The sequence below is a fragment of the Campylobacter concisus genome, from assembly GCF_015229955.1.
Taxonomy (GTDB): domain Bacteria; phylum Campylobacterota; class Campylobacteria; order Campylobacterales; family Campylobacteraceae; genus Campylobacter_A; species Campylobacter_A concisus_AT.
Map to the genome: position 1 here is coordinate 302,139 of NZ_JAAKYZ010000001.1, position 24,898 is coordinate 327,036.

The 24,898-nt window shown below is 36.2% G+C and carries 25 protein-coding genes and 1 tRNA gene; 20 read left to right on the plus strand and 6 right to left on the minus strand.

Annotation, left to right across the window (positions count from 1 at the left end):
- The first annotated feature begins 211 nt into the window (after nucleotides 1-211).
- From G6W45_RS01555 to G6W45_RS01585, 7 genes are read left to right on the plus strand one after another with little or no spacing between them, the layout of a single operon-like run.
- Nucleotides 212-796, plus strand: coding sequence for a restriction endonuclease subunit S (locus G6W45_RS01555; RefSeq protein ID WP_194167296.1), 585 nt, complete (start codon nucleotides 212-214; stop codon nucleotides 794-796).
- Between the two features lies 1 nt (nucleotide 797).
- On the plus strand, nucleotides 798-2,288 hold the full coding sequence (locus G6W45_RS01560) for a type I restriction-modification system subunit M (protein WP_194167297.1): 1,491 nt from the start codon (nucleotides 798-800) through the stop codon (nucleotides 2,286-2,288).
- The gene (locus G6W45_RS01565) at nucleotides 2,285-3,403 is read left to right on the plus strand and encodes a restriction endonuclease subunit S (RefSeq protein WP_194167298.1); all 1,119 of its coding nucleotides are present in this window, start codon (nucleotides 2,285-2,287) and stop codon (nucleotides 3,401-3,403) included. Before G6W45_RS01560 ends, G6W45_RS01565 begins: the two co-directional genes overlap by 4 nt.
- The gene (locus G6W45_RS01570) at nucleotides 3,400-3,981 is read left to right on the plus strand and encodes a KwaA family protein (RefSeq protein ID WP_194167299.1); all 582 of its coding nucleotides are present in this window, start codon (nucleotides 3,400-3,402) and stop codon (nucleotides 3,979-3,981) included. The genes G6W45_RS01565 and G6W45_RS01570 overlap by 4 nt, the downstream gene beginning before the upstream one ends.
- Nucleotides 3,978-4,895, plus strand: coding sequence for a hypothetical protein (locus G6W45_RS01575; protein ID WP_194167300.1), 918 nt, complete (start codon nucleotides 3,978-3,980; stop codon nucleotides 4,893-4,895). The genes G6W45_RS01570 and G6W45_RS01575 overlap by 4 nt, the downstream gene beginning before the upstream one ends.
- A gap of 19 nt (nucleotides 4,896-4,914) precedes the next feature.
- A complete protein-coding gene (locus G6W45_RS01580) occupies nucleotides 4,915-7,992 on the plus strand; it encodes a type I restriction endonuclease subunit R (RefSeq protein ID WP_194167301.1) in 3,078 nt (1,025 codons plus the stop codon).
- Nucleotides 7,982-8,641, plus strand: a complete 660-nt coding sequence (locus G6W45_RS01585) for a M48 family metallopeptidase (RefSeq protein ID WP_194167302.1) — start codon at nucleotides 7,982-7,984, stop codon at nucleotides 8,639-8,641. The genes G6W45_RS01580 and G6W45_RS01585 overlap by 11 nt, the downstream gene beginning before the upstream one ends.
- 111 nt (nucleotides 8,642-8,752) lie before the next feature.
- On the opposite strand, the gene G6W45_RS01590 is transcribed toward G6W45_RS01585, so the two are convergent.
- The 6 genes from G6W45_RS01590 to aspS form a co-directional block, all read right to left on the minus strand.
- Nucleotides 8,753-8,829: transfer RNA gene (locus G6W45_RS01590), tRNA-Ile, on the minus strand.
- Between the two features lie 123 nt (nucleotides 8,830-8,952).
- Nucleotides 8,953-9,471: an inorganic diphosphatase gene (ppa, locus tag G6W45_RS01595; RefSeq protein ID WP_194167303.1), complete on the minus strand. Its 519-nt coding sequence runs from the start codon at nucleotides 9,469-9,471 to the stop codon at nucleotides 8,953-8,955.
- A gap of 70 nt (nucleotides 9,472-9,541) precedes the next feature.
- On the minus strand, nucleotides 9,542-9,877 hold the full coding sequence (locus G6W45_RS01600; protein WP_194167304.1) for a NirD/YgiW/YdeI family stress tolerance protein: 336 nt from the start codon (nucleotides 9,875-9,877) through the stop codon (nucleotides 9,542-9,544).
- A gap of 71 nt (nucleotides 9,878-9,948) precedes the next feature.
- Entirely contained in the window at nucleotides 9,949-10,413 is a 465-nt protein-coding gene (locus tag G6W45_RS01605) for a DUF4410 domain-containing protein (protein ID WP_194167305.1), read from the minus strand.
- A 137-nt stretch (nucleotides 10,414-10,550) separates the two neighbouring features.
- The gene (locus tag G6W45_RS01610) at nucleotides 10,551-11,120 is read right to left on the minus strand and encodes an adenylate kinase (protein WP_194167306.1); all 570 of its coding nucleotides are present in this window, start codon (nucleotides 11,118-11,120) and stop codon (nucleotides 10,551-10,553) included.
- Nucleotides 11,121-11,294: 174 nt separating this feature from the next.
- Nucleotides 11,295-13,052 (minus strand): aspartate--tRNA ligase, encoded by a 1,758-nt coding sequence (gene aspS / locus G6W45_RS01615; RefSeq protein WP_194167307.1) that lies wholly within the window; start codon nucleotides 13,050-13,052, stop codon nucleotides 11,295-11,297.
- Between the two features lie 92 nt (nucleotides 13,053-13,144).
- On the opposite strand from aspS, the gene G6W45_RS01620 reads away from it, so the two are divergent.
- The 13 genes from G6W45_RS01620 (at nucleotide 13,145) to mrdA (ending at nucleotide 24,762) form a co-directional block, all read left to right on the plus strand.
- Nucleotides 13,145-14,020, plus strand: coding sequence for an NAD(+) kinase (locus tag G6W45_RS01620; RefSeq protein ID WP_194167308.1), 876 nt, complete (start codon nucleotides 13,145-13,147; stop codon nucleotides 14,018-14,020).
- Nucleotides 14,013-15,533, plus strand: a complete 1,521-nt coding sequence (locus G6W45_RS01625; RefSeq protein ID WP_194167309.1) for an AAA family ATPase — start codon at nucleotides 14,013-14,015, stop codon at nucleotides 15,531-15,533. Before G6W45_RS01620 ends, G6W45_RS01625 begins: the two co-directional genes overlap by 8 nt.
- 88 nt (nucleotides 15,534-15,621) lie before the next feature.
- Nucleotides 15,622-16,878 (plus strand): GGDEF domain-containing response regulator, encoded by a 1,257-nt coding sequence (locus G6W45_RS01630; protein WP_194167310.1) that lies wholly within the window; start codon nucleotides 15,622-15,624, stop codon nucleotides 16,876-16,878.
- Nucleotides 16,875-17,660: a TatD family hydrolase gene (locus G6W45_RS01635; protein ID WP_194167311.1), complete on the plus strand. Its 786-nt coding sequence runs from the start codon at nucleotides 16,875-16,877 to the stop codon at nucleotides 17,658-17,660. Before G6W45_RS01630 ends, G6W45_RS01635 begins: the two co-directional genes overlap by 4 nt.
- A gap of 64 nt (nucleotides 17,661-17,724) precedes the next feature.
- On the plus strand, nucleotides 17,725-18,936 hold the full coding sequence (locus G6W45_RS01640) for a lytic transglycosylase domain-containing protein (protein ID WP_084040887.1): 1,212 nt from the start codon (nucleotides 17,725-17,727) through the stop codon (nucleotides 18,934-18,936).
- A complete protein-coding gene (locus G6W45_RS01645; protein WP_194167312.1) occupies nucleotides 18,923-19,780 on the plus strand; it encodes a septal ring lytic transglycosylase RlpA family protein in 858 nt (285 codons plus the stop codon). The genes G6W45_RS01640 and G6W45_RS01645 overlap by 14 nt, the downstream gene beginning before the upstream one ends.
- A gap of 15 nt (nucleotides 19,781-19,795) precedes the next feature.
- Nucleotides 19,796-20,371, plus strand: coding sequence for an imidazoleglycerol-phosphate dehydratase HisB (hisB, locus tag G6W45_RS01650; RefSeq protein WP_194167640.1), 576 nt, complete (start codon nucleotides 19,796-19,798; stop codon nucleotides 20,369-20,371).
- Complete coding sequence (locus tag G6W45_RS01655) at nucleotides 20,368-20,856, plus strand: KdsC family phosphatase (protein ID WP_103604770.1); 489 nt, start codon at nucleotides 20,368-20,370, stop codon at nucleotides 20,854-20,856. Before hisB ends, G6W45_RS01655 begins: the two co-directional genes overlap by 4 nt.
- Nucleotides 20,847-21,374 (plus strand): LPS export ABC transporter periplasmic protein LptC, encoded by a 528-nt coding sequence (locus tag G6W45_RS01660; protein WP_087578521.1) that lies wholly within the window; start codon nucleotides 20,847-20,849, stop codon nucleotides 21,372-21,374. The genes G6W45_RS01655 and G6W45_RS01660 overlap by 10 nt, the downstream gene beginning before the upstream one ends.
- Nucleotides 21,347-21,823 (plus strand): lipopolysaccharide transport periplasmic protein LptA, encoded by a 477-nt coding sequence (lptA, locus tag G6W45_RS01665; protein WP_072594780.1) that lies wholly within the window; start codon nucleotides 21,347-21,349, stop codon nucleotides 21,821-21,823. Before G6W45_RS01660 ends, lptA begins: the two co-directional genes overlap by 28 nt.
- The gene (gene yihA / locus G6W45_RS01670; protein WP_194167313.1) at nucleotides 21,820-22,434 is read left to right on the plus strand and encodes a ribosome biogenesis GTP-binding protein YihA/YsxC; all 615 of its coding nucleotides are present in this window, start codon (nucleotides 21,820-21,822) and stop codon (nucleotides 22,432-22,434) included. Before lptA ends, yihA begins: the two co-directional genes overlap by 4 nt.
- Before the next feature lies 1 nt (nucleotide 22,435).
- A complete protein-coding gene (locus G6W45_RS01675) occupies nucleotides 22,436-22,927 on the plus strand; it encodes a hypothetical protein (protein ID WP_085657841.1) in 492 nt (163 codons plus the stop codon).
- Nucleotides 22,924-24,762 carry a penicillin-binding protein 2 gene (gene mrdA / locus G6W45_RS01680; RefSeq protein WP_194167314.1) on the plus strand — a complete coding sequence of 613 codons (1,839 nt, stop codon included), beginning with the start codon at nucleotides 22,924-22,926 and terminating at the stop codon, nucleotides 24,760-24,762. Before G6W45_RS01675 ends, mrdA begins: the two co-directional genes overlap by 4 nt.
- Nucleotides 24,763-24,898: the final 136 nt, after the last annotated feature.

A 24,898-nucleotide genomic window follows, 5' to 3' on the forward strand; every position in this document is an offset into this window, starting at 1 on the left:
TAAAAATCGAGATAAATTTAAAAGATGCAGGGGTAAATTTTCTAAAGTAAATTTATCGTTTAAAAAATAATTAAGATTTTAGTCGTCAATTTGATGTATTATTTTTGAAATAATATAAAAATGTATTGTTAATTTTTACATTTTTTGATATACTTCGGTCATAAAAGCATTAGTATTATTTTTAAAATAATACAGAAAGGGGCATCTTAAAATGATAAAAATAAGCGACATATCTGAGATAAAAACTGGTCTAGTTTTAATCCGCAAAAAGGCGGACAAAAATGTAGATGAGAAATTTCGCTATAAAGTAGTCTCGTTAAAGTCCTTTAACGAAAATGCACTCTTTGATGACACATTTGCCGATGAGTTCATATCAAGCGAAAAAATAAGCGATGAGTATAAAGTGAGCCGTGGCGATGTTTTACTGCGCCTTAGAGAGCCAAATTTTGCCGTTTATATAGACAAGGACTATGACGATCTTATCTACACATCTTTGATGGTTCGCATAAGAGTTAAAAACGCTAAATTTGATCCGCATTTTGTGGCTCATTATCTAAACAGCAGCGCCGTTAAAAGAGCCCTTGCGCCAGATGTTTCAGGCACTACAATAGCGATGATAGGCGTTGCAAGTATAAATAATCTAAAAATACCGCTTGTAAATTTGCAAACTCAAAACAAGATAGTAAAATACCTAAATTTAGCTCGCCAGGAGAGCGAAATTTTACAAAATTTAGCAGCCCAAAAGCAAAGATACCACAAAAGCATATTTGAAAATTTAATAAAAGAGGAGAGCTAAGATGCAAAAGACCACACAAGATACCATAAATAACGTAGTTTGGAAGGCTTGTGACACATTTCGTGGCACGATGGATGGAAGCGACTATAAAGACTATGTTTTAACGATGCTTTTTGTTAAATATCTATCTGATTTTTATAAAGAAAAGCTTGAGTTGCTAAGAGCCGAATACGGTGACAAGAGCGAGAGGATCGAAGCAAAGCTAAAGAAAGAGAAATTTAAGCTTGATGAGAGTTGCACCTTTGAGTATCTTTTAGCGCACAAAGAGGCTGCAAATTTAGGCGAGATAATGAACAAAACGCTAGAAAAGATCGAAGAGGACAACAAAGATAAGCTCGAAGGCATCTTTAGAAGCATAGATTTTAATAACAAAAACAAGCTTGGTGACACAAAAGAGAGAAACGCTATCTTGAAAAATTTACTTGAGGACTTTAGCGACGCTAGGCTAGATCTTCGCCCATCTATGCTTGAGGGCAACGACATAATAGGCGACGCATACGAGTATCTTATAGCTCACTTTGCAAGCGACGCTGGCAAAAAAGGCGGAGAGTTTTATACGCCAAGAGAGGTTTCGACGCTTCTTGCAAAGCTAGTTGAGCCAAAAGAGGGCGATATGATCTATGATCCTACTTGCGGCTCTGGTTCGCTTCTTATCAAGGCTTCAAAAGAGGTCGGCAGTAAAAATTTCCGCCTTTACGGACAGGAGAAAAACGGACAAACTCACGCACTTTGCAAGATGAATATGTTTTTGCACGAGATAAATGACGCCGTGATCGAGTGGGGCGACACGATCAGAAATCCTCTTCATCTACAAGACAATCTTATAAAGACCTTTGATATAGTCGTGGCAAATCCCCCTTTTAGCCTAGATAAATGGGGCGCTGACTTTGCTCTAAACGATCCTTTTATGAGATTTGCTAGCTATGCTTTGCCGCCAAAGAGCAAGGGCGACTATGCATTTGTCGTGCATATGATAAAAAGCCTAGGTAGTAACGGCAAAATGGGCGTCGTGCTTCCACATGGAGTGCTATTTCGCGGAGCAAATGAGGGCAAGATCCGCCAAAAGCTGATCGAAGAAAATTTGCTTGACGCCGTCATTGGCCTACCGGCAAATTTATTTTATGGCACGAGCATCCCTGCTTGCATACTTGTTTTTAAGAAAAACCGCGCAAACGAAGATGTGCTATTTATCGACGCTAGCAAAGAATTTGAAAAAGGCAAAAACCAAAACTCGCTAACCGAGCAAAACATAAAAAAGATAGTCGCTACCTACAAAAACAGAAGCGAGATAGAAAAATACTCCCACCTAGCAAGCCTTAGCGAGATAAAAGAGAATGGCTACAACCTAAACATCCCTCGCTACGTAGATACCTTTGAAGAAGAAGAGCTTGTAGATATCGAGGCTGCAAAGGCTGAGATTTCACGCCTAGAAGCCGAGCTAAAAAGCGTTCAAAGCAAGATGAGCGAGTATCTTGCGGAGCTTGGACTATGAGCGAATTTAAAAATTTACCGAGCGGATGGAGTGTCGTGAGGCTTGGGGATGTTTTAAAGATCGGGAGCGGAAGAGATTATAAACACTTAGAGCTTGGAAATATACCAGTATATGGAACAGGTGGCTATATATTATCTGTTGATGAATTTTTGTATGATGGTGAAAGTGTATGTATCGGTAGAAAAGGGACTATCGATAAACCTATATATTTAAATTGTAAATTTTGGACAGTAGATACCTTATTTTATACATACGGATTTAAAAATTCTTTGCCTAAATTTATTTACTATATATTTTCGACTATAGATTGGCAAAAATACAATGAAGCAACTGGCGTTCCAAGTTTGTCTAAAAACACTATATGTAATATAAGAGTAAAACTACCATCATTAGACGAGCAAAAAAAGATAGCGGAAATTTTATCTACTTGGGATAAGGCTATAAATTTAACTATAAATTTGATAGAAAGCAAAAAGCAGTTTAAAAAAGCTCTTATGCAAAATTTACTCACAGCCAAAATCCGCTTTCCCCAATTCAAAGACGAGTGGGAAGAGACAAAGCTTGGTAAAATTCTAAAAGAGCGTAAAACGTATCAAAACAAAGGTTTTGATTTGGAGCATGTATCTTTAACAAAAGACGGAGTTGTTCCAAAGTGTGAAAGATATGATAGGGATTTTTTAGTAAAAGATGATAATAAGCAGTATAAAATAACAAGATTAAACGATATTTGCTACAATCCAGCAAATTTAAAATTTGGTGTAATTTGTAAAAATATTTATGGCGATGGCATCTTTTCACCCATATATGTAACATTTGAATGTTGCAATGAGCTTGATAATGATTTTGCTGGATTTTACCTAACTCAAAATGATTTTATACAAAAAGTTAGAAAATTTGAAGAGGGGACCGTGTATGAAAGAATGGCAGTTAGTCCAGAGGATTTTTTAAGGTTTAAAATAAAGCTTCCAAATTTAAACGAACAACAAAAAATCGCAGAGGTTTTAACGGCTTGTGATAATGAGGTAAATTTACTAAATTTAAAGCTGGAAAATTTGAAAAAACAAAAACAAGGCTTGATGCAAAAACTACTAAGCGGAAAGGTAAGAGCAAAATGATAAATTTGGCTAAATTTATATTAAATTTTAGTTCTTTTGTTTGGATAATAATGTTATTTGTTTTGTCTAACTTATCAAATGGAGAAAATTTTTTAAATAAATATTTTGATTTTAGGATAAATTGTTATTTTTTTGATTTTCCGATTGAAGTATTTTATTTCATAATTACTATTTTTATTAACGTGTTGTTATATTTTTGCATAAATTATTTTTTAAAAAATAAAACATGTGATAATTTAAAATTTGAAAAAATATATCCAGTTTATAGTGAATATGTTGCAAGTTACTTCGCTGTTTGTGCAGCGGTTTTTTCAATGAGCTTTTTAAATAATATAAGTTGGCTTTCAAGTATCATAATTTGCATTTTTCTATTTTTCGTATTTTATATGAATAATATAGGCTATCTAAACCCATTTCTTTATGTGGTCGGTAAGAGAATTTACAAAGTAGAATCGATCGAAGGTAGCTTTATTATAATTATTGATAAAAGTGAACAAGTAAAAAAGAAAAAAGAAATTCAAGATTTAGTAAAAATAGATGAAAACGTGTTTTATCATATAAAAAAGGATGAAAAATGAACTCAAGATTAATGGCTGCAGGAGATGGTATCTATAGCGTTTTTAATAAAGACAACGATGAGATTACTATAAAAAGTGACAATGATGTATTTTTTAATAAGGTTAATATTTCTGAAGTGTATGAATATATACGTAATCCAGATAGAGCATTATGCAGGACAGACAATAACATGTGCGATGAATGGTTTTTTGTTAATCTTGATTCTTTAGATGAAGATTTGCAAAATGAAATTTTAGGACTTTTTAATGTTTTCGATAATACCGGTAGCTATCCAAATTTATCAAAAGATTGTTTTTTAAAAATAAAATACTTTTTTTATGGCTTTGACTCTGGAAAAGATAAAATTATAAATATACAAAATATCAAAAGTGGAAATCTTATTAAAGCTACATCATTTTTTGAATTTGGCAGTAGTGATGTAAAGTATAAAAAATTTGAAAAAATTTTAAAGTTTTATAATAAAGTTGATATTTTTATAGAGAAAAATAGAAAAAAAATATATTTTCAAGATTTTAATCAGTTAAAGTACTTTAATGGCAAATTTATAGAAATTTACAAAGAAGCTACTGAAGAAGATTGCACAAAATTTAAAGATACTGTAAATCAAACACTTAGTTTGTTTTCTATGAACATCCAACATTCTAATATAAGAAGTAGAAATAGCAAGAAATTAAAATATATACTTGATAATAATATGCTTGAAAAATTTAAAGGAAAAGAAGAGTCGATAAGACATTATATGGATAAATATGGTATTTCTAGCAATCTTGAATACAAAGATAATAGATTTATTATAAAAGAAAACAAGCATCTTACTAGCTTAATAGAAATATTTTTTGAGCAACATTATACTGGTGCCATAACAGAACAGCACTTATTGGCAAGTGGAAACGAGATAATAGAAAATAGTTAAATTGAAATAGGAATAAAAAATGACCCCAGATACTTCAGAAAATAAGATCCAGCAAAACAGCATAAATTTACTTCAAAGCTTGGGTTATAAATTTATAAGCAGGGAGGAAAATTTAAAGCTTCGTGGCGGTAAAACTAGCGAGGTTTTGTTTAGGGAAATTTTAACCAAAAAGCTTGGCGAGATAAACGGTTATGAGTATAAGGGCAAGCGATATAAATTTAGCCAAAGCAGTATATTAAAAGCAGTCGATGAGCTAGCGGGGGTTTCACTAAACGAAGGGCTAATAGTCGCAAATGAAAAGATCACGAATTTGCTCTTGCTTGGCACTAGTATCGAGGAAAATTTAGAGGATGGCACAAGAAGGAGCTTTTCTTTTAAATTTATAGACTTTGAAAATTTGCAAAACAACAACTTTTACGTAACGGAAGAATTTGAAGTAAGCAGGGCAAATCAAGGCGAGGCGCAAAAACACAGAAGGCCCGATCTTGTGCTTTTTATAAACGGCATACCCATAGTCGTAATCGAGCTTAAAAAATCAAGCGTGAGCTTTGAAAACGGCATAAAACAGCTTGAAAAAGAGCAGGGCAAAGATGAGATAGTGCATCTTTTTAAATACATCCAGCTAACCATCGCAGCAAATGGAAGCGGGGCAAGATACGGTACAACTGGAACGCCGTTTAAATTTTATAGCGTGTGGAAAGAACAAGACGAAGCAAAAGCAAAAGAGAGCTTAAAGAGCGTGATAAATGGTAGAGAGGTAAGTGCGCTTGATATGACGCTCTTTGCGCTACTATCTAAAGATAGGCTGCTAAGGCTAGTTAGGCACTATATAGTGTTTGATAAAAGGATGAAAAAAGTTTGCAGATATCAGCAGTTTTTTGCTATCGAAGAGACGCTAAAGAGGGTATCGGCGAAAAAAGACGGAGCAAGAGCGGGCGGACTCATCTGGCACACGCAAGGAAGCGGCAAGTCGCTCACGATGGTGATGCTAACAAAGCTTTTAAAGCAAATTTACATAAACTCAAAGATCATCGTCGTAACTGATAGGATAGATCTAGACGGACAGATACACGAGACTTTTGAAAACACGGATGTAAAAGCAGGGCGAGCAAGTAGCGGAAGCGATCTGATAGAAAAGCTTCAAAGCGGCATTAGCGTGATAACTACGCTCGTGCATAAATTTGAAAAGATGAAAAATCAAAAGGTAGTGATAAGAGATGGCGATATATTTGTGCTAGTGGATGAGAGCCACCGCACGCAAGGTGGAGACCTGCATAAGGCTATGAAAAAGGCGTTGTCTCTTGCTTGTTATATAGGATTTACCGGCACGCCACTTTTAAAACGCGAGAAAAACAGCTTTGCGAAATTTGGCGGAGAAATTCATAGATATACGATAGATGATGCGGTAAAAGACGGAGCTGTCTTGCCGCTACTTTACGAGGGGCGATACGTGGGTCAAGAGGTGCTAGACCCTGATGGGCTAACTAGGAAATTTGATCTCATATCAAGAGAGCTTGGCGATGAGGCCAAAAGGGACTTGCAGCAAAAGTGGGCAAGGTTTGAGCGTGTGGCATCAAGCGAGCAAAGGCTGGAGCTAATAGCTGTGGATATAAATGAGCATATCAAAAAGACTTTGAAAAAAAGTGGTTTTAAAGCGATGCTTGCAACACAAAGAAAATACGACGCCATAAAATATCATCAGATATTTGAAGAATTTGGAGAGATAAAAAGTGCTTATGTGATATCAAGCAACGAGCACGAGGAGCTTGAGGGCGGGCATAAAGAGTATGTCGCAAAGGCGTGGCAAGAGACTATAAGGGGCTACGGCAGCGAGGAAGAGTATCTAAAGCATGTGAAGGATGAATTTGTTTACGGCGATGAGATAGACCTGCTTATAGTCGTGGATAAGCTTTTAACAGGCTTTGACGCACCAAGAGCAAGCACGCTTTATATAGATAAACAGCTAAAAGAGCATAATCTGCTCCAAGCCATAGCTAGAGTAAATAGGCTTTATGATGGGAAAGACTACGGCTATATTATTGATTATAGAGGGCTTTTAGGCGAGCTTGATGAGGCGCTTACTAGCTATGCTTCGCTAAGTGGCTTTGACCCAGAGGATATAACTGGAGCCGTGATAGACGTAAGAAGCGAGATCATAAAGGCAAAGACTTACTATACTCATCTGGACGATCTTTTTAGCAGTGTGAAATTTAAAGACGATCTAGAAAGCTACGTGGCGGTTTTAGAGGACGTGCAAAAACGAGATGACTTTAAAGAGTGGCTATCACAGTTTGCTAGGGCGTTTAAACTGGCGCTTTCAAGTGAGAAAATTTATGACATATTAAGCGAAGAGGAGATCAAAGCTTATAAGCAGAGGGTTAAATTTTATAACGAGCTAAGAAAGGCGGTGCAACTAAGGTATCACGAGGCTTGCGACTTTGGCAAATACGAAGCGCAGATGCAAAAGCTGCTTGATACTTATGTAAATGCACAAGGGGTCAATGAGCTTACAAAGCTCGTAAATATCTTTGAGACGGAATTTGACGATGAGGTGCAAAGGGTTGAGGGTAAAAATGCAAAGGCTGATACGATCATCAGTGCCGTAAGCGCGGTGGTAAAAGAGAAAATGGACTCAAATCCAGCGTTTTATAAATCAATAGCGCAGCAGATACAAGACATCATCGACGAGTATAAAGCAAAAAGGCTAAGTGAGGAAGAAAAACTTGTCAAAGCAAAACTACTAAAAGACCTAATAACTGGTGCTTTAAAGCCAAATGAAGACAGGTATCCAAAAGAATTTAATGGTAAGAAAATTTTGTTTGCTATTTATGATAATTTGCTTGACATTTTGGGAGATGTGGAGCTTGTGGATGTTGAGGTGGTTGCTAAAAATTTGAGCGTGAAATTTTATGAAATTTATGAAGAAGCCTCAAAAAAACCGGAATGGCACAAAAATAAAGACGTAGAAAATGAGATAACAAGTCAGATGGAAGACGCTCTTTGGGAGATAGAGGACGAATACGGCGTTTCTATCGATGAGAAGGAGAAAATTTACCAAACTATCCGTGGAATAGAGATAAGCTTTTATGTTAAATGAGGTGAAAATCATCAAAAAAGAGGTGAAAAATATCACCTTAAAAGTTAGACCAAATGGTGAAGCGATCCTAACGGCGCCAAAAACGGCAAGCGATGAGCATATAAAATTTATCATAAAAAAAAGAGCTAAATGGATAGTGCAAAAGCGCGCGTTTTTTTCCTCGTTTAAGACGCCCGAAAAAGAGTACGTAAGCGGCGAAGACTTTAAATATCTTGGGCGAAGTTATCGGCTAAAAGTGGTGCAGTCTAAAGAGGAGCGTGTAAAGCTACAAAGGGGCTATCTGGAGCTCTTTGTGAAAGATAAAAGCGACCTAGAGCGAAAAGAAAATTTAGTCTATGAGTGGTATCATGAAAAGGCGACGTTATATTTTTTTAATATCTTGCAAGAATTTAACAAGATAGTAAAACAAGATATCAAAAGCGTAAAGATAAGGCAGATGAAAACAAGATGGGGGAGTTGCAACCCATATAAATCATATATAAATTTAAACATAGAGCTTATCAAAAAGCCAAAAGCATGCATCGAGTACGTCATATTTCACGAGCTTGCTCACCTGCTGTATCCAAATCACTCAAAGAAATTTTATGACTATCTAACGCTTTATATGCCTGATTGGCAAAAACGCAAGGAAATTTTAGAAAGAGTTTAGAAAATTTGGCTTAAATTTTGGACTATTAAACATTTTTGTATTTTAAAAGTATTTTAAAATCTAAGGAAAAGTGATGAAAAATTTTTAATTTTTTAATGTTGATAAAGTAGGTGGTGGGTTCACCAGGACTCGAACCTGGGACCATCCGGTTATGAGCCGGATGCTCTAACCAACTGAGCTATGAACCCACAGTTGAAAGAAAATCGTATTATACAAGAAAAAGCTTATCTAAATATAAAAAATAGTCTTTTTTATGTGGAGCATAAAATGAATAAATTTAAAAAGAAAAGCCCTAAAATAGGGCTTATAAATTATTTATAATTTTTTATCGCAGCGTCTAAAATCTCTTTTGCAGCATTTGCATCTTTAAATTCTTTCACTTTAACCCATTTGTTTGGCTCAAGAATTTTATAAGTTTCAAAGAAATTTTTGATCTTATTTAGCGTTGCAACTGGTAAGTCTTCGTAGCTTTTTATCGCTTCATATCTTGGATCGATCTTTGTAACTGGCACAGCCAAAAGTTTCTCGTCCATGCCCGCTTCATCTTCCATCACCAAAACGCCTATTAAGCGGCAAGGGATGACGCTGCCAGCTTGGAGTGGATACTCGTTTAGCACCAAGATATCAGCTGGATCGCTATCGGCTGCAAGTGTATTTGGCACAAAACCATAGTTTGCTGGGTAGAACATCGCTGAGTAAAGCACGCGATCGACCACGACTGCACCGCTATCTTTATCGATCTCGTATTTGATATTTGAGCCATAAGGTATTTCGATTACGGCATTGATTTTGTCTGGGTTTGAGCCAGCTTTGATTTTTGAAACGTCCATATATTCGTCCTTTATGTTAGAAATTTTCGTGATTTTAGTATTTTTTGCATTAAATGCGTGTAAATTTTAACTACCTTATGATTTCTACGCTATCTACGTCGATCTCTGTTTTCATAAGGTCTTTATCTATCTCGCCTCTTATTCGTAAAGGTGTATCTTCATTGACTGTTATGTTGCCCCATTTGTTATTGTCGATTTCAACAACAATAACATCACCATTTTTATCAATAAATTCATATTTGTCTGATTTTATATGTGATTTTATCTTACCTTCTAGCACAACTTTGGTGTCGTCGTTTAGTTTTAAGGCATCTTTTACGCTTATCGTTTCGCTTGGGTGCTTTGATATAAAGCCTCCAGCCATCGCAATGCTAGCAGATATTGCAGCGATTATGATCTTTTTCATTTTTATCCTTTAAAATTGGTTGTGAAATTTTAAGGGATAGTATATTTTTGATATTAATAAAAGGTAAGTTTTTACATAAAATCTTTTGTAACAATCTTATAGATGTTTTTAGCGGTAATTGGTAGTGCTCTATCTGCATTGCCGCCAAGAAAGCCATATCTAATCTCGACAGTAACGTTAAATTTGGCCACCTCTTTGCCACTTTGATCTACTAAATTTACAACTGCGAGAGTCTCAGATTTACCAGCTCCACCTATGCCCAGAGTTAAGTGTCTAAGGATCCTAACTCCATTTTTTGTTCTTTGTATATCACATTTTATGATTAAGTCGTCACCGTATTGGTCTTTCTTTTTTAAAAAGGTATTTATGTATCCTTCTAGCTTTTTATCAAGCTCGGTTTCGCCACAAACCGCTTTAGCACCGCTGTACTTATGTGTAGTATCCTTTTCAACCATCTCTATATACTTTTTGGCACATCCTGTAAAAGTAAAAATGGCTATGATCGCAAGTAGTATTGTAAATTTAAATTTATGCATAATTTCATCTTTGTTTAGGTCTGTTAAAAATAGGTTTAGAATTGTAGGGAAGTTACATTTAAAATAAAATTAAAAATAAGCATATTTGAATGATATTTATTTAGGACCTTGCACCTTTCGATGCAAGGTCTGCGAGTTCATAAAAGTTTAGCTAGTAAATTTTTGATATCAGCTACGATCTCGTCGATGCCACGCTCACCATTTACTACGTGAAGTAGCTCTTTTTCGCTGTAAAATTTGCGGATAGGCACGATCGGATCAAGATAGACTTTCATACGGTTATTAAAGACTTCGTTATTATCGTCAGCACCTCTTGCACGTCCAAGTACTCTAGCTCTTGCCACATCTTCGCTAACATCTACTTCGATGACGCCTTTTAGAGAAATTTCTTTTTGCTCGCTTAAGACTTTGTCAAGCTCGGTCATTTGCTCAACGCTTCTTGGATAGCCGTCTATTATGATGTTTGATTTATTTGAGCTTTTGATAGCTGAGACGATCGCATTTACGACGACGTCAAGTGGGACCAAATTTCCTTTTGAGATAAAGCCGTCTATAAGCTCGCCAAGCTCGCTACCGCTTGCGACTTCAGCTCTTAAAAGATCGCCAGTTGAAAAGTGCGCAAATTTCTCATCTTGTTGTGCGATGATCGATGCATCTGTTGTTTTGCCGGAGCCTGGAGCGCCGATGATTAAAAATAAATTCTTCATTCTTTCCCTTTTTTATATTTTTTGAGCGCCTTTGAATGAGTTTGAAAATTTCACCCTGTAGCAGACTATATGTCTAGCTTTGGGATGAAATTTTCTGCACAACATCCAAAATCATCTCAAAAATTTAATCTTTAAATAAAATAACTCAAATTTAGACATCTAAAAGTCTAAATTTTAAGCCCTTTGCTCTTTTTCTCTTATCCTTAGTCCTAGCTCCCTAAGCTGTTCGTTACTAGCGTGGCTTGGTGCCTTTGTTAGTGGGCACTGAGCACGTTGTGTTTTAGGGAAGGCTATGACGTCACGGATCGAGCTTGCTTTATTGACAAGCATATTTAGTCTATCAAAGCCGATCGCGATACCACCATGTGGAGGCGCACCAAATGTCAAGGCATCAAGCAAGAAGCCAAATTTCTCACGCTGTTCCTCTTCGTCTATACCAAGAAGCTTAAAGACTTTTTGTTGGATATCATTTTTGTGAATTCTTATACTTCCGCCGCCAAGCTCAAAGCCGTTAAGCACGACGTCGTGAGCGATAGAGAGGATATCCTCAAGGTCAGGCTCGTCTATATTTTTTGGCATAGTAAATGGATGGTGCATCGCAGAGTAGCTTCCATCGTCATTTTGCTCAAACATTGGGAAGTCAAGCACCCATAAAAACTCAAGTTTGTCTTGATCGATGATGCCCATTTGCTCAGCTAGGAAAATTCTAAATCTTCCCATATAATCAAGCACGATCTTCTTCTTACCAGCACCAAAGAATACAACGTCACCAACTTTTAGTTCACATCTTGAGACGATCTCGTCAAGATCGCTTTGTTCAAAAAATTTGCAAAGTGGGCCTTTTAGTCCTTCTTCTTTCATTTGGAAGTAGCCAAGCCCTTGCGCGCCAAATTTACGTACAAATTCCTCAAATCTATTCATCTCACGCTTGCTAAAGATGTTGTCGCCATTTGGCACTTTTAGTGCTTTGATGCGGTTTTTCTTCTTATCTTTTGCAATTGAGCTAAAAATTTCATTGCTTGAGCGCTCGAAAATATCGATAACATCGATCATTTTTAGATCGTATCTAAGATCAGGCTTGTCTGAGCCGTAAGTCTCAGTGGCCTCTTTGTAGCTCATACGTCTAAATGGCGTTTTAATATCGTATCCGCAGGCTTTAAAGATATCTTTTAGCATCGTCTCAGCCATATTTATGATATCTTCTTGCTCGACAAAGCTCATTTCTATATCTATTTGAGTAAATTCTGGTTGGCGATCAGCTCTTAAGTCTTCGTCGCGAAAGCATTTTGCTATCTGGAAATATTTATCAAAGCCAGAACACATCAAAAGCTGCTTAAATAGCTGTGGGCTTTGTGGGAGCGCGTAAAATTGACCCGGATATACACGGCTTGGTACTAGGTAGTCTCTCGCACCTTCTGGAGTTGCGCGTGTTAAAACTGGAGTTTCAAACTCGATAAAGCCCATTTTATCTAGGCTATTTCTAGCTGCGATCGCTGCGCGAGAACGCATTTTAAATATATTTTGTAAGCGCTCGCTTCTAAGGTCTAAAAAGCGGTATTTTAGCCTAATGTCCTCATTTACGCTCTCATCGCCTATCATAAATGGTAGCGGCTCGCTCGGATTTTCGATGATTAGCTCACTTACTATTACTTCTATCTCGCCAGTTTTTAGCTTTGGATTGGTTAGTCCTTCGCCTCTAGCTCTTACTTTTCCTTTTGCTTTTAAGACATATTCATCTCTTACTTTTGCAGCCACGTCATGTGCTTCTTTGCTATCTGCCGGATCGCAAACTAATTGTATAAGCCCACTAACGTCTCTTAAGTCGATGAAAACAACGCCGCCATGGTCTCTATATGTGTTTGCCCAGCCACAAAGTATTACTTCTTTACCGATATCAGCTTTGCTAAGATCGGTGCAATAATGACTTCGCATAAAATGCTCCTTTGCAATGTTTTTTAGGCAATTATAATCGCTTTTTTCTTTTGAAAAGCTTTGTTAAAATAAAATATGTTACAATCATTTACATGAAAAATGAACAAAAATTTAATGCTTTTTGCATAAAAAAAGTAGGACTTATTGCTAAAGATTATCCATTATTTAGGCAAGATTTAGAAAAATTAGAAAAAATTTTAAAAAAGTATAACGCAGAAATTTTGCTTGAAAGAAATTGTGCTAAGCGTGTAGAAAAAAATGGTTTTGAGCTGATAAAACTAGCCAAAGAGTGCGAATTTTTGATCACTCTTGGTGGAGATGGCACGATCATTTCAACTTGTAGAAAGCTAGCTCACATCTCGCCACTTGTCCTTGGCATACACGCTGGTAGACTCGGATTTCTAACCGACATAATGATTAATGAGAGTGAGAAATTTTTTAAAGACTTTTTTGATGGTAAATTTGAAGTAGAAATGCCTTTTATGCTTGATGTGACGCTTCATAAAAATGATGGCAAAACTGAGCAAAAGATAGCATTTAACGATGCAGTCATTGTTAGTAAAAATGGTGGTTCGATGACGCATATCGAGGCACTTTTAAATGAAAAATATTTTAATTCATATTTTGGAGACGGCGTTATAGTAGCGACACCTGCTGGAACAACGGCATATAACATGAGCGCAAATGGCCCTATTATCTATCCATTAAGCGAAGTTTTTACAGTAACTCCTATATGCTCGCACTCACTTACACAGCGTCCAGTCGTGCTTACCAAAAATCATACGGTCAAATTTAGAACAAATAGCGACGCCATTTTAGTAATAGACGGACAAGATAGATTTGATATGAGTAAAATTTCAGCCGTCAGCATGAGCCTTAGCAACAAAAAAGCGAGACTGATACGTCATATTGGTAGGGATTATTTTCAAATTTTAAAAGAGAAACTTCACTGGGGTTATAATGATTGATCGAATTTTGATTAAAGATTATCTAAATTTTAAAAATGTCGAGCTAAATTTCAAAGAGGGGCTTAGCGTATTTACGGGTGTTAGCGGTGCTGGTAAGTCGGTGCTGATGAGTGCCATAATGGCTATTTTTGGGCTAAAAGATAGCGAGGCAAGGCTGATAGAAGCTGACGTGGAGCATAAATTTGAGCTTGATGAGTTTGGTATAGAAAACGAAGATGTCAATATTTTCAAGCTTTTAAAAGATAAGAGCACGAGATATTTTATAAACCAGCAAGCCATCTCAAAGAAAAATTTAGCCCAAGTGGCGCGTGAGCACATCAAATATCTCTCGGCAAAAGAGGCAAACGAGTTTGAAAATGAGAAATTTCTAAATTTGCTTGATAGGCTTGAAATTTCAAAAAATGAGAAATTTAAAGAGATAAAACAGGAATTTGAAGAGGTTTTTTTAGAATTTTCTAAAATTTCAAAAGAGCTAGCCACTATCAAAGAGGAAGAGAAAAAGGTCGAGGAGCTAAAAGAGCTTGCTAGCTTTGAGATCGAGAAGATAAGAAGCGTAGGCCCTAAAAAAGGCGAGTTCGAAGAGCTTATGGAGACTAAAAAAAGGCTTAGTAAAAAGGATAAGATAAATGAGGCGTGGGCTAGAGCCGAGCGGATATTTGAGCTAGAACACAGCGTAAATGAGGCGCTAAGTATCAGCGACCTTGACAATGGCTTTTTTGAAGATGCGATGAACGAGCTAAGGGTCGCAAGAGATAGCCTAAATATGGAGGAGCTTGACGATATCGACGTCGAGAGCGTGCTTGATAGGATAGAAGCTCTTAATGCCATTATTAGGCGCTACGGCAGCGAAGAGGAGGCGTTAGAAGCGCTTGATAAAAAGGAAAAAGAGCTTGCTAGATATGAAAATTTAAGCTTTGAAAAGAGCGAGCTTGAGAAGAAATTTGAAATTTTAAACAAAAAGGCAAATGAGCTGGCTGAAATTCTAAACAGAGCAAGGAGTGCAAATTTAAAAGAGCTTGAGGCTATGATAAATTTATACTTAAAAGAGCTTTATATGCCAGATATCGCGCTGAGGATCGAGGCTAAAAAGCTTGATATTTTGGGGCTTGATGAGGTTTGTTTAAATTTAAATGAGACTTCGCTTAAAAATTTAAGCTCAGGCGAGCTAAACCGCCTAAGGCTGGCCTTCATAGCTGCCTCTAGTGAGATCACAAAAACGGGCGGTGATGTCATCATTTTAGACGAAATAGATGCAAATTTAAGTGGAAAAGAGGCGATGAGCATCGCAAATGTCTTGCTTAAGCTTGCAAATTTTTATCAAATTTTTGCCATTTCACATCAGCCACAGCTTAGCTCAAAGGCAAATTCACACTTTTTAGTAGAGCGTTACGGCGAGAACTCAGTCGTAAGAGAGCTTGATAAAGAGGAGCGCGTAAATGAGCTTGCGCGTATGATAAGCGGCGAACATATAAGCGAAGAAGCAATAAATTTTGCTAAAGGGCTTTTAAAGTAGCTTAATTTAAATTATTAATTTAAGCTTTGTAAATAAATTTATTTGATAAAATCGCCACTAATTTGATAAAAATTTTTGTAGGAATAATATGGAAAGAATCCTTGTAGTTGATGATAATAAGGCGTTAGCAAAGCTGATTGTTATGCAAATGGAAAAGACTATCGATGACATGACAATTGATGTCGCATACAGTTTTGCCGAGGCTAAGACGCTAATTAGCGAGCATGACAAAGATTATTTTATGACTATTTTGGATTTAAATTTGCCAGATGCTCCAAATGGCGAAATTGTTGATTATGCACTTTCCAAAGAGCTTTCGGCTATCGTTTTAACAGGTAGCATTGACGATGAAACAAGGCAAAATTTTATAAATAAAGATATTGTGGATTATGTTTATAAAGGAAATATGGATGATATCAACTATATCTTCCAAATGATAAATAGACTGAGCAAAAATAGACAATATAAGGTTTTGGTTGTTGAAGACTCACTTCCTTTTAGAAATATGATAAAAAAGATATTAACCAGCCTTCAGTTTAAGGTTTTGGCCGCAGCTCACGGCGAAGAGGCAATGAGTTATTTTGCGGATAATCCTGATATAAATCTTATAATAACTGATTATAGAATGCCGGTAAAAGACGGTCTTGAAGTTTTAAAAGAGGTCAGAAAAGAAAAAGATAAAAATAGTCTTGGTGTAATCGTTATGACTTCGCCTAGCGAAAAGACTGACGCATCAATATTTTTAAAAAATGGTGCGAGCGATTTTATAGCAAAACCATTTTCAAAAGAAGAGCTAATATGTCGTGTTAATAATACGATTGAAGCGATGGAAAATATAAACAAGATAGCAAATTTTGCAAATCGCGACTTCTTAACAGGAGTTTATAATAGAAGATTTTTTTATTCTGACGTAGAAGAGTATGTTCAAGTAGCTGAAGAGACTAATGAGCCTTACGCTTTTGCGATGATTGATGTTGATTATTTTAAGAAAATAAATGATAAATATGGCCACGATGGTGGAGATAGGGTACTAAAATCAATCGCAAAAATTTTAAATGACAATACAAAAGGAAGTGATATTGTTGCTAGATTTGGCGGCGAAGAATTTTGCGTTGTCCTTAAAAAAATAAATAAAGAAGAAGCTGTTAAATTTTTTGTAAATTTAAGAGCCAAAGTGGCTGAAAATGAGGTAGTTATAAAAAAACAAAAAATAAGAGTGACCATATCTATAGGTGTATCTTTTGGCAATGGGCATTGCGAGATAGACGATATGCTTGAGGCTTGCGATTCAGCACTTTACACCGCAAAAGAAAATGGTAGAAACAGAGTAGAAATAGCTTTATGATTATAGATACGCATTGTCATTTGGATAGTAAAGTTTATGATCCTGACCTTGATAAAATTTTAGATGAAGCCAGAAATTTAGGGCTAAAAGGCTTTATTATCCCGGGAGCTGATATTAATGATTTACCAAAAGCGGCTAAAATAGCGCATGAAAATTCTGACATTTTCTTTGCCGCCGGAGTTCATCCATATGATAAAGAGAGTTTTAGTATTGAAATTTTAAGAAATTTTGCCAAAGGTGAAAAGTGTGTGGCGATTGGTGAATGTGGTCTTGACTACTTTCGCTTGCCAAAAGATGAAAATGAAAAGATAAAAGAAAAAGAGGATCAAAAACGTATTTTTTTAGCTCAACTTGATTTGGCTGTTGAGTTAAAAAAACCCGTTATTCTTCACATTAGGGAGGCTAATGAGGACTCTTTTAATATCTTAAAAGAGTATGCACCAAAGCTTGAAGCTGGAGCGATTTTGCACTGTTATAATGCTTCGCCACTTCTTTTAGAGCTTTGTAAATTTGGGAATTTTTACTTTGGCATAGGCGGTGTTTTAACATTTAAAAATGCTAAAAATTTAGTCGAAATTTTGCCAAAAATCCCATTTAATAGGATAGTTATTGAAACTGACGCTCCTTATCTCACGCCAGAACCAAATCGTGGCAAGAGAAATGAGCCGGCGTTTACGACATTTGTTGCTAAAAAGATAGCTGAAATTTTAAACCTTGAGTTTGAAGTTGTTTGTGAAAAAACTTCAAATAATGCCAAAAGGTTGTTTAAGTGCTTTGCTTAAATTTTGGGCATTGCACTTGTTTAAGATGCTAACATCTTAAGTTTTGACACGAAAAAGGATAGAAATGAAAGCAATGCTTAAAATATTTTTAATGTTTGCATGTAGTACCTTGCTACTAGCAAATACACCTGAAAAAAGCTCATACGACACTCAGGTAAAAATTTTAAAAGAGCTGGATATTGACGCTAGCTTTATGAAGACTTCTCACTATGCAAAGATGAGGCAAGGTATCAAACAATCACAACTTGAAACATTTACAGAAGCTCTAAAAAATGGTTATATGTATATACCGATGGTAAAAGAGCAGATCAAAAAATCCGGCGTACCTGAGTCATTCTTTTATCTAGCCATGATAGAATCAGGCTTTTCAAATCACACAGTCTCAAACGCAAAAGCTACTGGCATGTGGCAGTTTATGGAGCAAACGGCTAGACTGCATGGTCTAAAGGTAGGACAGTATGTCGATGAGAGAAAAGATCCAGTAGAGTCTACTATTGCAGCAACAAATTATCTAAAGTCGCTTAAAAATCAATTTGGCAAGTGGTATCTAGCAGCTATGGCCTATAACTGTGGCGATGGAGCCTTAAAAAGAGCCATACAAAAAGCTGGCACAGATGACCTTGTAACGCTTCTTGACGCAGAGAAAAAATACCTTCCAGCTGAAACTAGAAATTTTGTTATTAAAATTTTAAGAGCAGCATATACTGCAAAAGACGCAGACTTCTTGATGTCTAAAGATTCATCTTTATTGAATATAAACGGAGGACTAAAGCTTGTAAAAGTAAAAGTTCCAGGCGGTACAAATTTAGCTCAAATAGGCGATAGTATCGGTCTTAGTACAAAAAAGATGAAAAATAACAACCCGCATTTAAAATTTGTATTTACTCCACCAACTCTAAAAGATTATTATGTTTATATCCCTGAAAACAAAAAACAACTTTTTGCAGAAAATTTCAAGCCATTTAATGGTAAAAATAATTTTTATGCCTATGTCGTAAAAAAAGGTGAAACACTACTTTCTATCTCTAAAAAAACAGGTGTTAGTCATAGAGCGATTAAGGACTACAACGAGCTTAGCACAAATGCCGTAAGCTATAATCAAAAACTAATTATTCCATTTTCCGCACAAAATAAATCTCAAAACTATATAGTCCAAACTGGTGACACGATAGCTTCTTTATCTAAGAAATTTAATGTGAGCGAAAAAGATTTAAAAGATGCAAATTCTTTTGCTAGTTCAAATTTAAATGTTGGAGCAAATATTGTCATACCATAAGAGCCTAAAATTTTATATAGGACTAAGTTTTACTCTTTTAGTTACTGGTTGCTCTTGGAGTGGAGCACCATTTACACCAAGTGGCCCAACTAATGTAAAGGGCAACAATTCAGCTTCTATCCAAAAAGCAACAATGAGGCCTTACACGATAAATGGCAAAACATACTACCCAACCGTTGTAAGCGTGGGTGATAAGGCAAGTGGTACGGCAAGCTGGTATGGTCCAAATTTTCATGGCAAAACAACCTCAAACGGCGAAATTTATAATATGTACAACATGACTGCAGCACACAAAACTTTGCCGATGAATACGATCCTTAAGGTAACAAATTTAAGAAATCAAAAAAGCGTCATTGTTCGTGTAAATGATCGCGGACCTTTTGTGGCTGATAGAGTTTTAGACCTTTCAAAGGCAGCTGCAACTAAACTTGATATTATCGGTACAGGCACAGCTCCAGTCAGTATGGAAGTCATAGGCTTTAATGAAGATATAAATGCTGTTGCAAGCATTAACACTCAAGCAAAACCGACAAGCACTGGCATAAAAGTGCCAAATCCAGTCTCTCCAACAGCTCCAACTGGAGGCATTATTATTTCGTCAGAGCAACGGGTTGTAGGTGGAGATTTTATGGTGCAAATTGGCTCATTTAAAAACCTTGAGGGCGCAAATAGATATCAAAGAGAGCATCAAAGTATAGATGGCTATAAGTCGGTAGTTAAGACATTTACCATAGACGGCTCGACCATTTATAGAGTATTTTTAAATGGCTTTAGAAGTGAGGACGAGGCTAGAGATTACGCAAGAAGCGGTAAATTCCAAGGTGCATTTATAGTAAGAGGTTAGGGCGTGAGAGAAGAAATTTTAGAACTAACTAGAAATACAAAAGAGACACAAATCTCAATGAAGCTTAAAATTTATGGCTCCGGGGTTGCAAAGATAGATACTGGCATTGGCTTTTTTGACCATATGCTTGAAGCTTTTACAAAGCATTCTTTGCTAGATCTTGAAATTTCATGTAATGGCGATACGCATGTGGATTTTCATCACAGCGTTGAGGATGTAGGCATAGTTTTGGGTCAGCTTTTAAAAGAGGCTTTATATCCTTTAAGTGGCGTTGAGAGATTTGGCGAGGCAAGTGTCGTTATGGACGAAGCTGCTGTTTTTTGCGCGCTAGATCTTAGCAATAGAGCCTACCTCGTATATGAAAATTTTAACCAAAACGCTAAAGTAGGGGAGTTTGACACTGAGCTTGTGGAGGAATTTTTTAGGGCAGTTGCTATAAATTCTGGTATCACGCTTCATCTAAATCAAATTCGCGGTAAAAACACTCACCACATCATTGAAGCAACGTTTAAATCATTTGCTGTAGCACTTCGTAGAGCACTTGCTAAAAACGCAAGGATAGGCACTCCAAGCACAAAGGGTGTTTTATGATAGAGATTATATTTTTAGATATTGATGGCTGCCTGACTGATGGCAAAATCATCTATAATGCAAACGGCGAAGAGCTTAAATTTTTTGATGTAAAAGATGGTTACGCGATAGAAAGCTGGCTAAAACTTGGCAAAAAAGTAGCTATCATTACAGGTAGAAAGTCAGCCATCGTTGAGCGAAGGGCTGAAGATCTAAAGATAAATCACGTCTATCAAGGTGTTGGTGATAAATTTGAAGTGGCGAGTGAGATATTAAAATTTGAAGGGCTTAGCTTTAAAAACGCAGCAGCTATCGGCGATGACTACAATGACTATAAAATTTTAAATGCAGTTGCTTGGAGCTTTAAGCCAAAAGATGCGATAAAAGAGCTTGATGTAAAGACAAAACTAAAGCACAAAGGTGGCAATGGCGCGGTTAGAGAAATGATCGAGCTTATTATAAAATCAGAAAATTTATATGACGAGTGGTCGAAGCGTTGGTTGTAAAAATTTTCTACTTCGTCGTGGCCATTTTTAGTGTCGTGATGATATTTTTGGCGGCTCAAGATCCATACCTTGCAAATGTTTTAAAGATCGACACAAAGATATCAAATATGCAAATAAATGATGTGATAGATTATGAGATAAATTCCACGAAAATAAGCGGAGTCTACGAGGCTGATGAGCTAAATAGATACAATGATAAAGATGAATTTTTGAGTTTTAAAGCAAAAATTTTAAGAGGAAATTTAAAACATTTTTTAAGCTCAGACAAAGCAATCTCACAAAATGACGAAATCATTTTTCAAAAGAATGCGAACTATGAAAACAACGATAGTTTGAGGTTTATAAGTGACGAAGTGATATATGGAACAAAAACAAAAATAGTAAGATCTGAAGCAAATTTTACGCTCATAAGAAATAATGATAAGGCACTGGGTGAGAGTGGAAGCTATGATCTTGGCAAAAAACAAACGCAGGTAAAAGGGTTAAGGGCATGGGTAGAAGAAAATCAGCGATTTTAGCGGTGATATTGGGTTTTACATTTTTAAATGCAGAGCAAGTTGAAATCACATCAAATGATTTTTTTGCAGATGAGAATAAGCAAACTAGTGAATTTATAGGTAATGTAAATATCAAAAAGGGCTCATTTGATGAGCTTAAGGCAGATAAGGTGGTCGTCTATTTTGACAAAAAACGCCAGCCTATAAAATATGTGGCCACTGGCAATGCTAGAGCAAAAATTTTTATAAAAGATAAGCACTACGACGGCAAAGGCAATACTCTTACATACGAGCCAGCAAAACAGATCTATACTGTTAGTGGAAATGGCTATTTACATGAGGTAGAAACTGATAAAAATGTTTATGGCGAAAAGATCGTTGTCAATCAAAAAGATGGCACATATAGCGTAAATAGTGATGAGAAAAAGCCTGTTAAATTTATCTTTCAGGTAGAGGAAAAAGATAAGTGATAAGGCCACTAAGTGCTAAATTTATCACATCAAGTCCAAGTATAAAAGAGGCTCCAAGTTTCGTAACAAGCGAAGTCGTCTTTTTGGGGAGATCAAATGTTGGTAAAAGCAGCTTCATAAATACACTTGTAAATCAAAAAAATCTAGCCAAAAGCTCATCGACTCCTGGCAAAACTCAGCTTATAAATTTCTTTGAGGCTGAGTTTTGTGAGCAAAAAGACGAGCAGGAAGAAAAAGATAAATTTAAGCTCATTTTGGTTGATTTGCCAGGCTTTGGCTATGCAAAAGTGGCAAAGTCAAAGCATGATGAATGGCGTAAAAATTTAGATGAGTTTTTGAAATTTAGAAGCGACATTAGACTTTTTATACATCTAATTGATGCTAGGCATTTTGATTTAGATATAGACGTAAATGTGGATGCTTATCTAAAAAGCTTTTTAAGAGCTGATCAGAAAATTTTAAATTTATATACAAAAAGCGATAAGCTAAATCAAAGCCAAAAGAGTGCGGTAATGAAATTTGATCCAAGCGGCATCTTGGTCTCAACTCTTAATAAAAGTGGTATCGAAAAGGCTAGAGAAGCCATCATAAATAACGCTCTTGGTAGATAAAATGCAAACCATAAGCAGCTTAGATATTAAAATTTTTAAAGAATTTTGGTGGGCTGTTTTTTTATTCTCATACGAGATCGCAACTACGCAATTTGGCTTTTTGCCACCACTCATTGGTATTTTTTTTACTTATATGATTTTGGAGTATTCAAGAAAACAAAAGCAATACGACGAGTTTAAGCATAATTGGTACTTTGCGATAATTTTTATAATATTTGCTGAGCAAATTCATGGATTTCATCTTTTTTCAACAATTATTGCATTTTTGCTTTTTTATAATTTTATTTTAGACTGGCTATATACCACGATGAAGTGGCGAAACTGCCTACTTATCATCTTTGTAGCAGCTGGATATACTTTAACATTTCTTGTAAATAATCTATTTGCTTACGTTTTAAATGAGCAAAATTTAGCATTTTCGTCTGAATATCTATTTTTTATAGCATTTGAAAGTATCCTTGCTATCGTTCTTTTTAGGGATAAAGTGCTATGAGGATGCGCATCGTCTTTAGTGTGATCGCTCTTTTTTGGATTATACTTTTGGGACGAATTTATCACCTAAGCATAAACTCAAATACCTACTACAACGAGATTGCAGAACAAAACGCGATAAAGACTATTTATATTCCACCAGTTAGAGGTATCATCTTTGACGCACATGATAAGCCAATGGCTGTTAATCGTCTTGGTTTTTCGGTATCCATTAGACCACATTTAAGTGCTAATAAAAAGGTAAAAATTTTAGATGATGAGCTAGCTTACATTGGCTCACTATTTAGCGATCTAAATGTTACAAAGCTTAAAAATGAATACATAAAAAATGACTCAGCTTATAACCAAGATTTTATAAATGTGGTTGAATTTATTGATTATGATAAATTTTTGCCATTTTTTGCATCACTTTCTTTGCGTGAAAATTTAGAGATAAGGCCCGCTTCAAAACGCCACTATCCGTATAACGACCTAGCTTCTCACATCATCGGCTATGTCGGTAGGGCAAATCAAAAAGATATGGATAATGATCCTTTGACAAAGCTTACAAATTACATTGGAAGAAGTGGCGTGGAGCGGTTTTATAATCCGATCTTACAAGGAATTCAAGGGTTTAAAAAGATAAAGGTAAATGCTTTAAATGAAGAGATCGAGCAGATAAACTTTCAAGCGCCACAAAGTCAAAACATCAAGCTTGCAGTCGATCTTGAGCTTCAGCAGTTTGTGGCTGATGTCTTTGGCAAAGATGCAGGAAGCGTCATAGTCATGAGTCTAAAAGACGGTGCTATCATAGCTGCTGGTAGCTTTCCAGAGTATGATCTAAATCCATTTGTACTTGGAATTTCTCAGCCTGAATGGGAAGAGCTTGTAAAAAACGTCGATCATCCTTTTACAAATAAGCTAATAAACGGCCTTTATCCGCCAGGTTCGGTCGTAAAAATGGGTATGGCACTTGCGTTTTTGGATAATGGCATGAGTAAATACGATAGCTTTTTTTGTAGTGGCTCGTATGAGCTTGGAGGGCGTAAATTCCGCTGCTGGAACTCTCATGGACATGGAAATGTTAATATGAATACGGCAATTAGAGAGAGCTGTGATGATTATTTTTATAAAGGTAGTCAAAAGATAGGGATCGATGCTATTGTGCCGATACTGGAGCGTATGGGTTTTGGTAGAAAAACCGAGGTTGATTTGCCAAATGAGTTTGTGGGGACTTTGCCAAGTAGAGAGTGGAAGATGAGGAAGTACGGCAAAGCGTGGTTTCAAGGTGAGACCCTCATCACCTCTATCGGACAGGGAAATTTCTTGGTCACGCCTATGCAAGTGGCAAAATATACAGCAGGCCTTGCAACTGGGTTAAATGTGACTCCACATTTTTTAAAGAGCATTGATGACAAGGATGTTGATTTTACGCCAACAGATGATGCTTTTACGCCGTTTGAAAAATCACAGTTACCAGCCATTAGGCATGCAATGTATGAAGTGGCAAATCACCCAAGAGGCACGGCAAATAGGCATTTTATTGGAAGCCTAGTTAAAGTTGCTGCAAAGACAGGTACTGCCCAGGTCGTTGGAATTTCTCAAACTGAAAAGAAACGTATGAAAGAAGAGGATATGGCGTATTTGCAAAGATCTCATGCATGGATGACTACATATGCGCCCTATGAAGATCCGCAATATGTCATTACAATGGTTATCGAGCATGGTGGCCATGGCGGAAGTGCGGCTGGGCCAAAAATCGCTCAAATTTATAATAAACTCGTTGAAATGGGATATATAAATTTAGAAAAAATCCAAAGTGATCAAAATAAAAAACAAGACAATAAGAAAAAATAAGATCACTAAAAAGTCGTGGTAGTGACTATTTACTTAGAAATTTTTACCTTGTGTTTAGTGCGTTTTTGGCTAAATTTATCAACTACTTTTTAATCCTCTTTATTAAATTTTGGCAAACTTGACTGAGGATTTATGT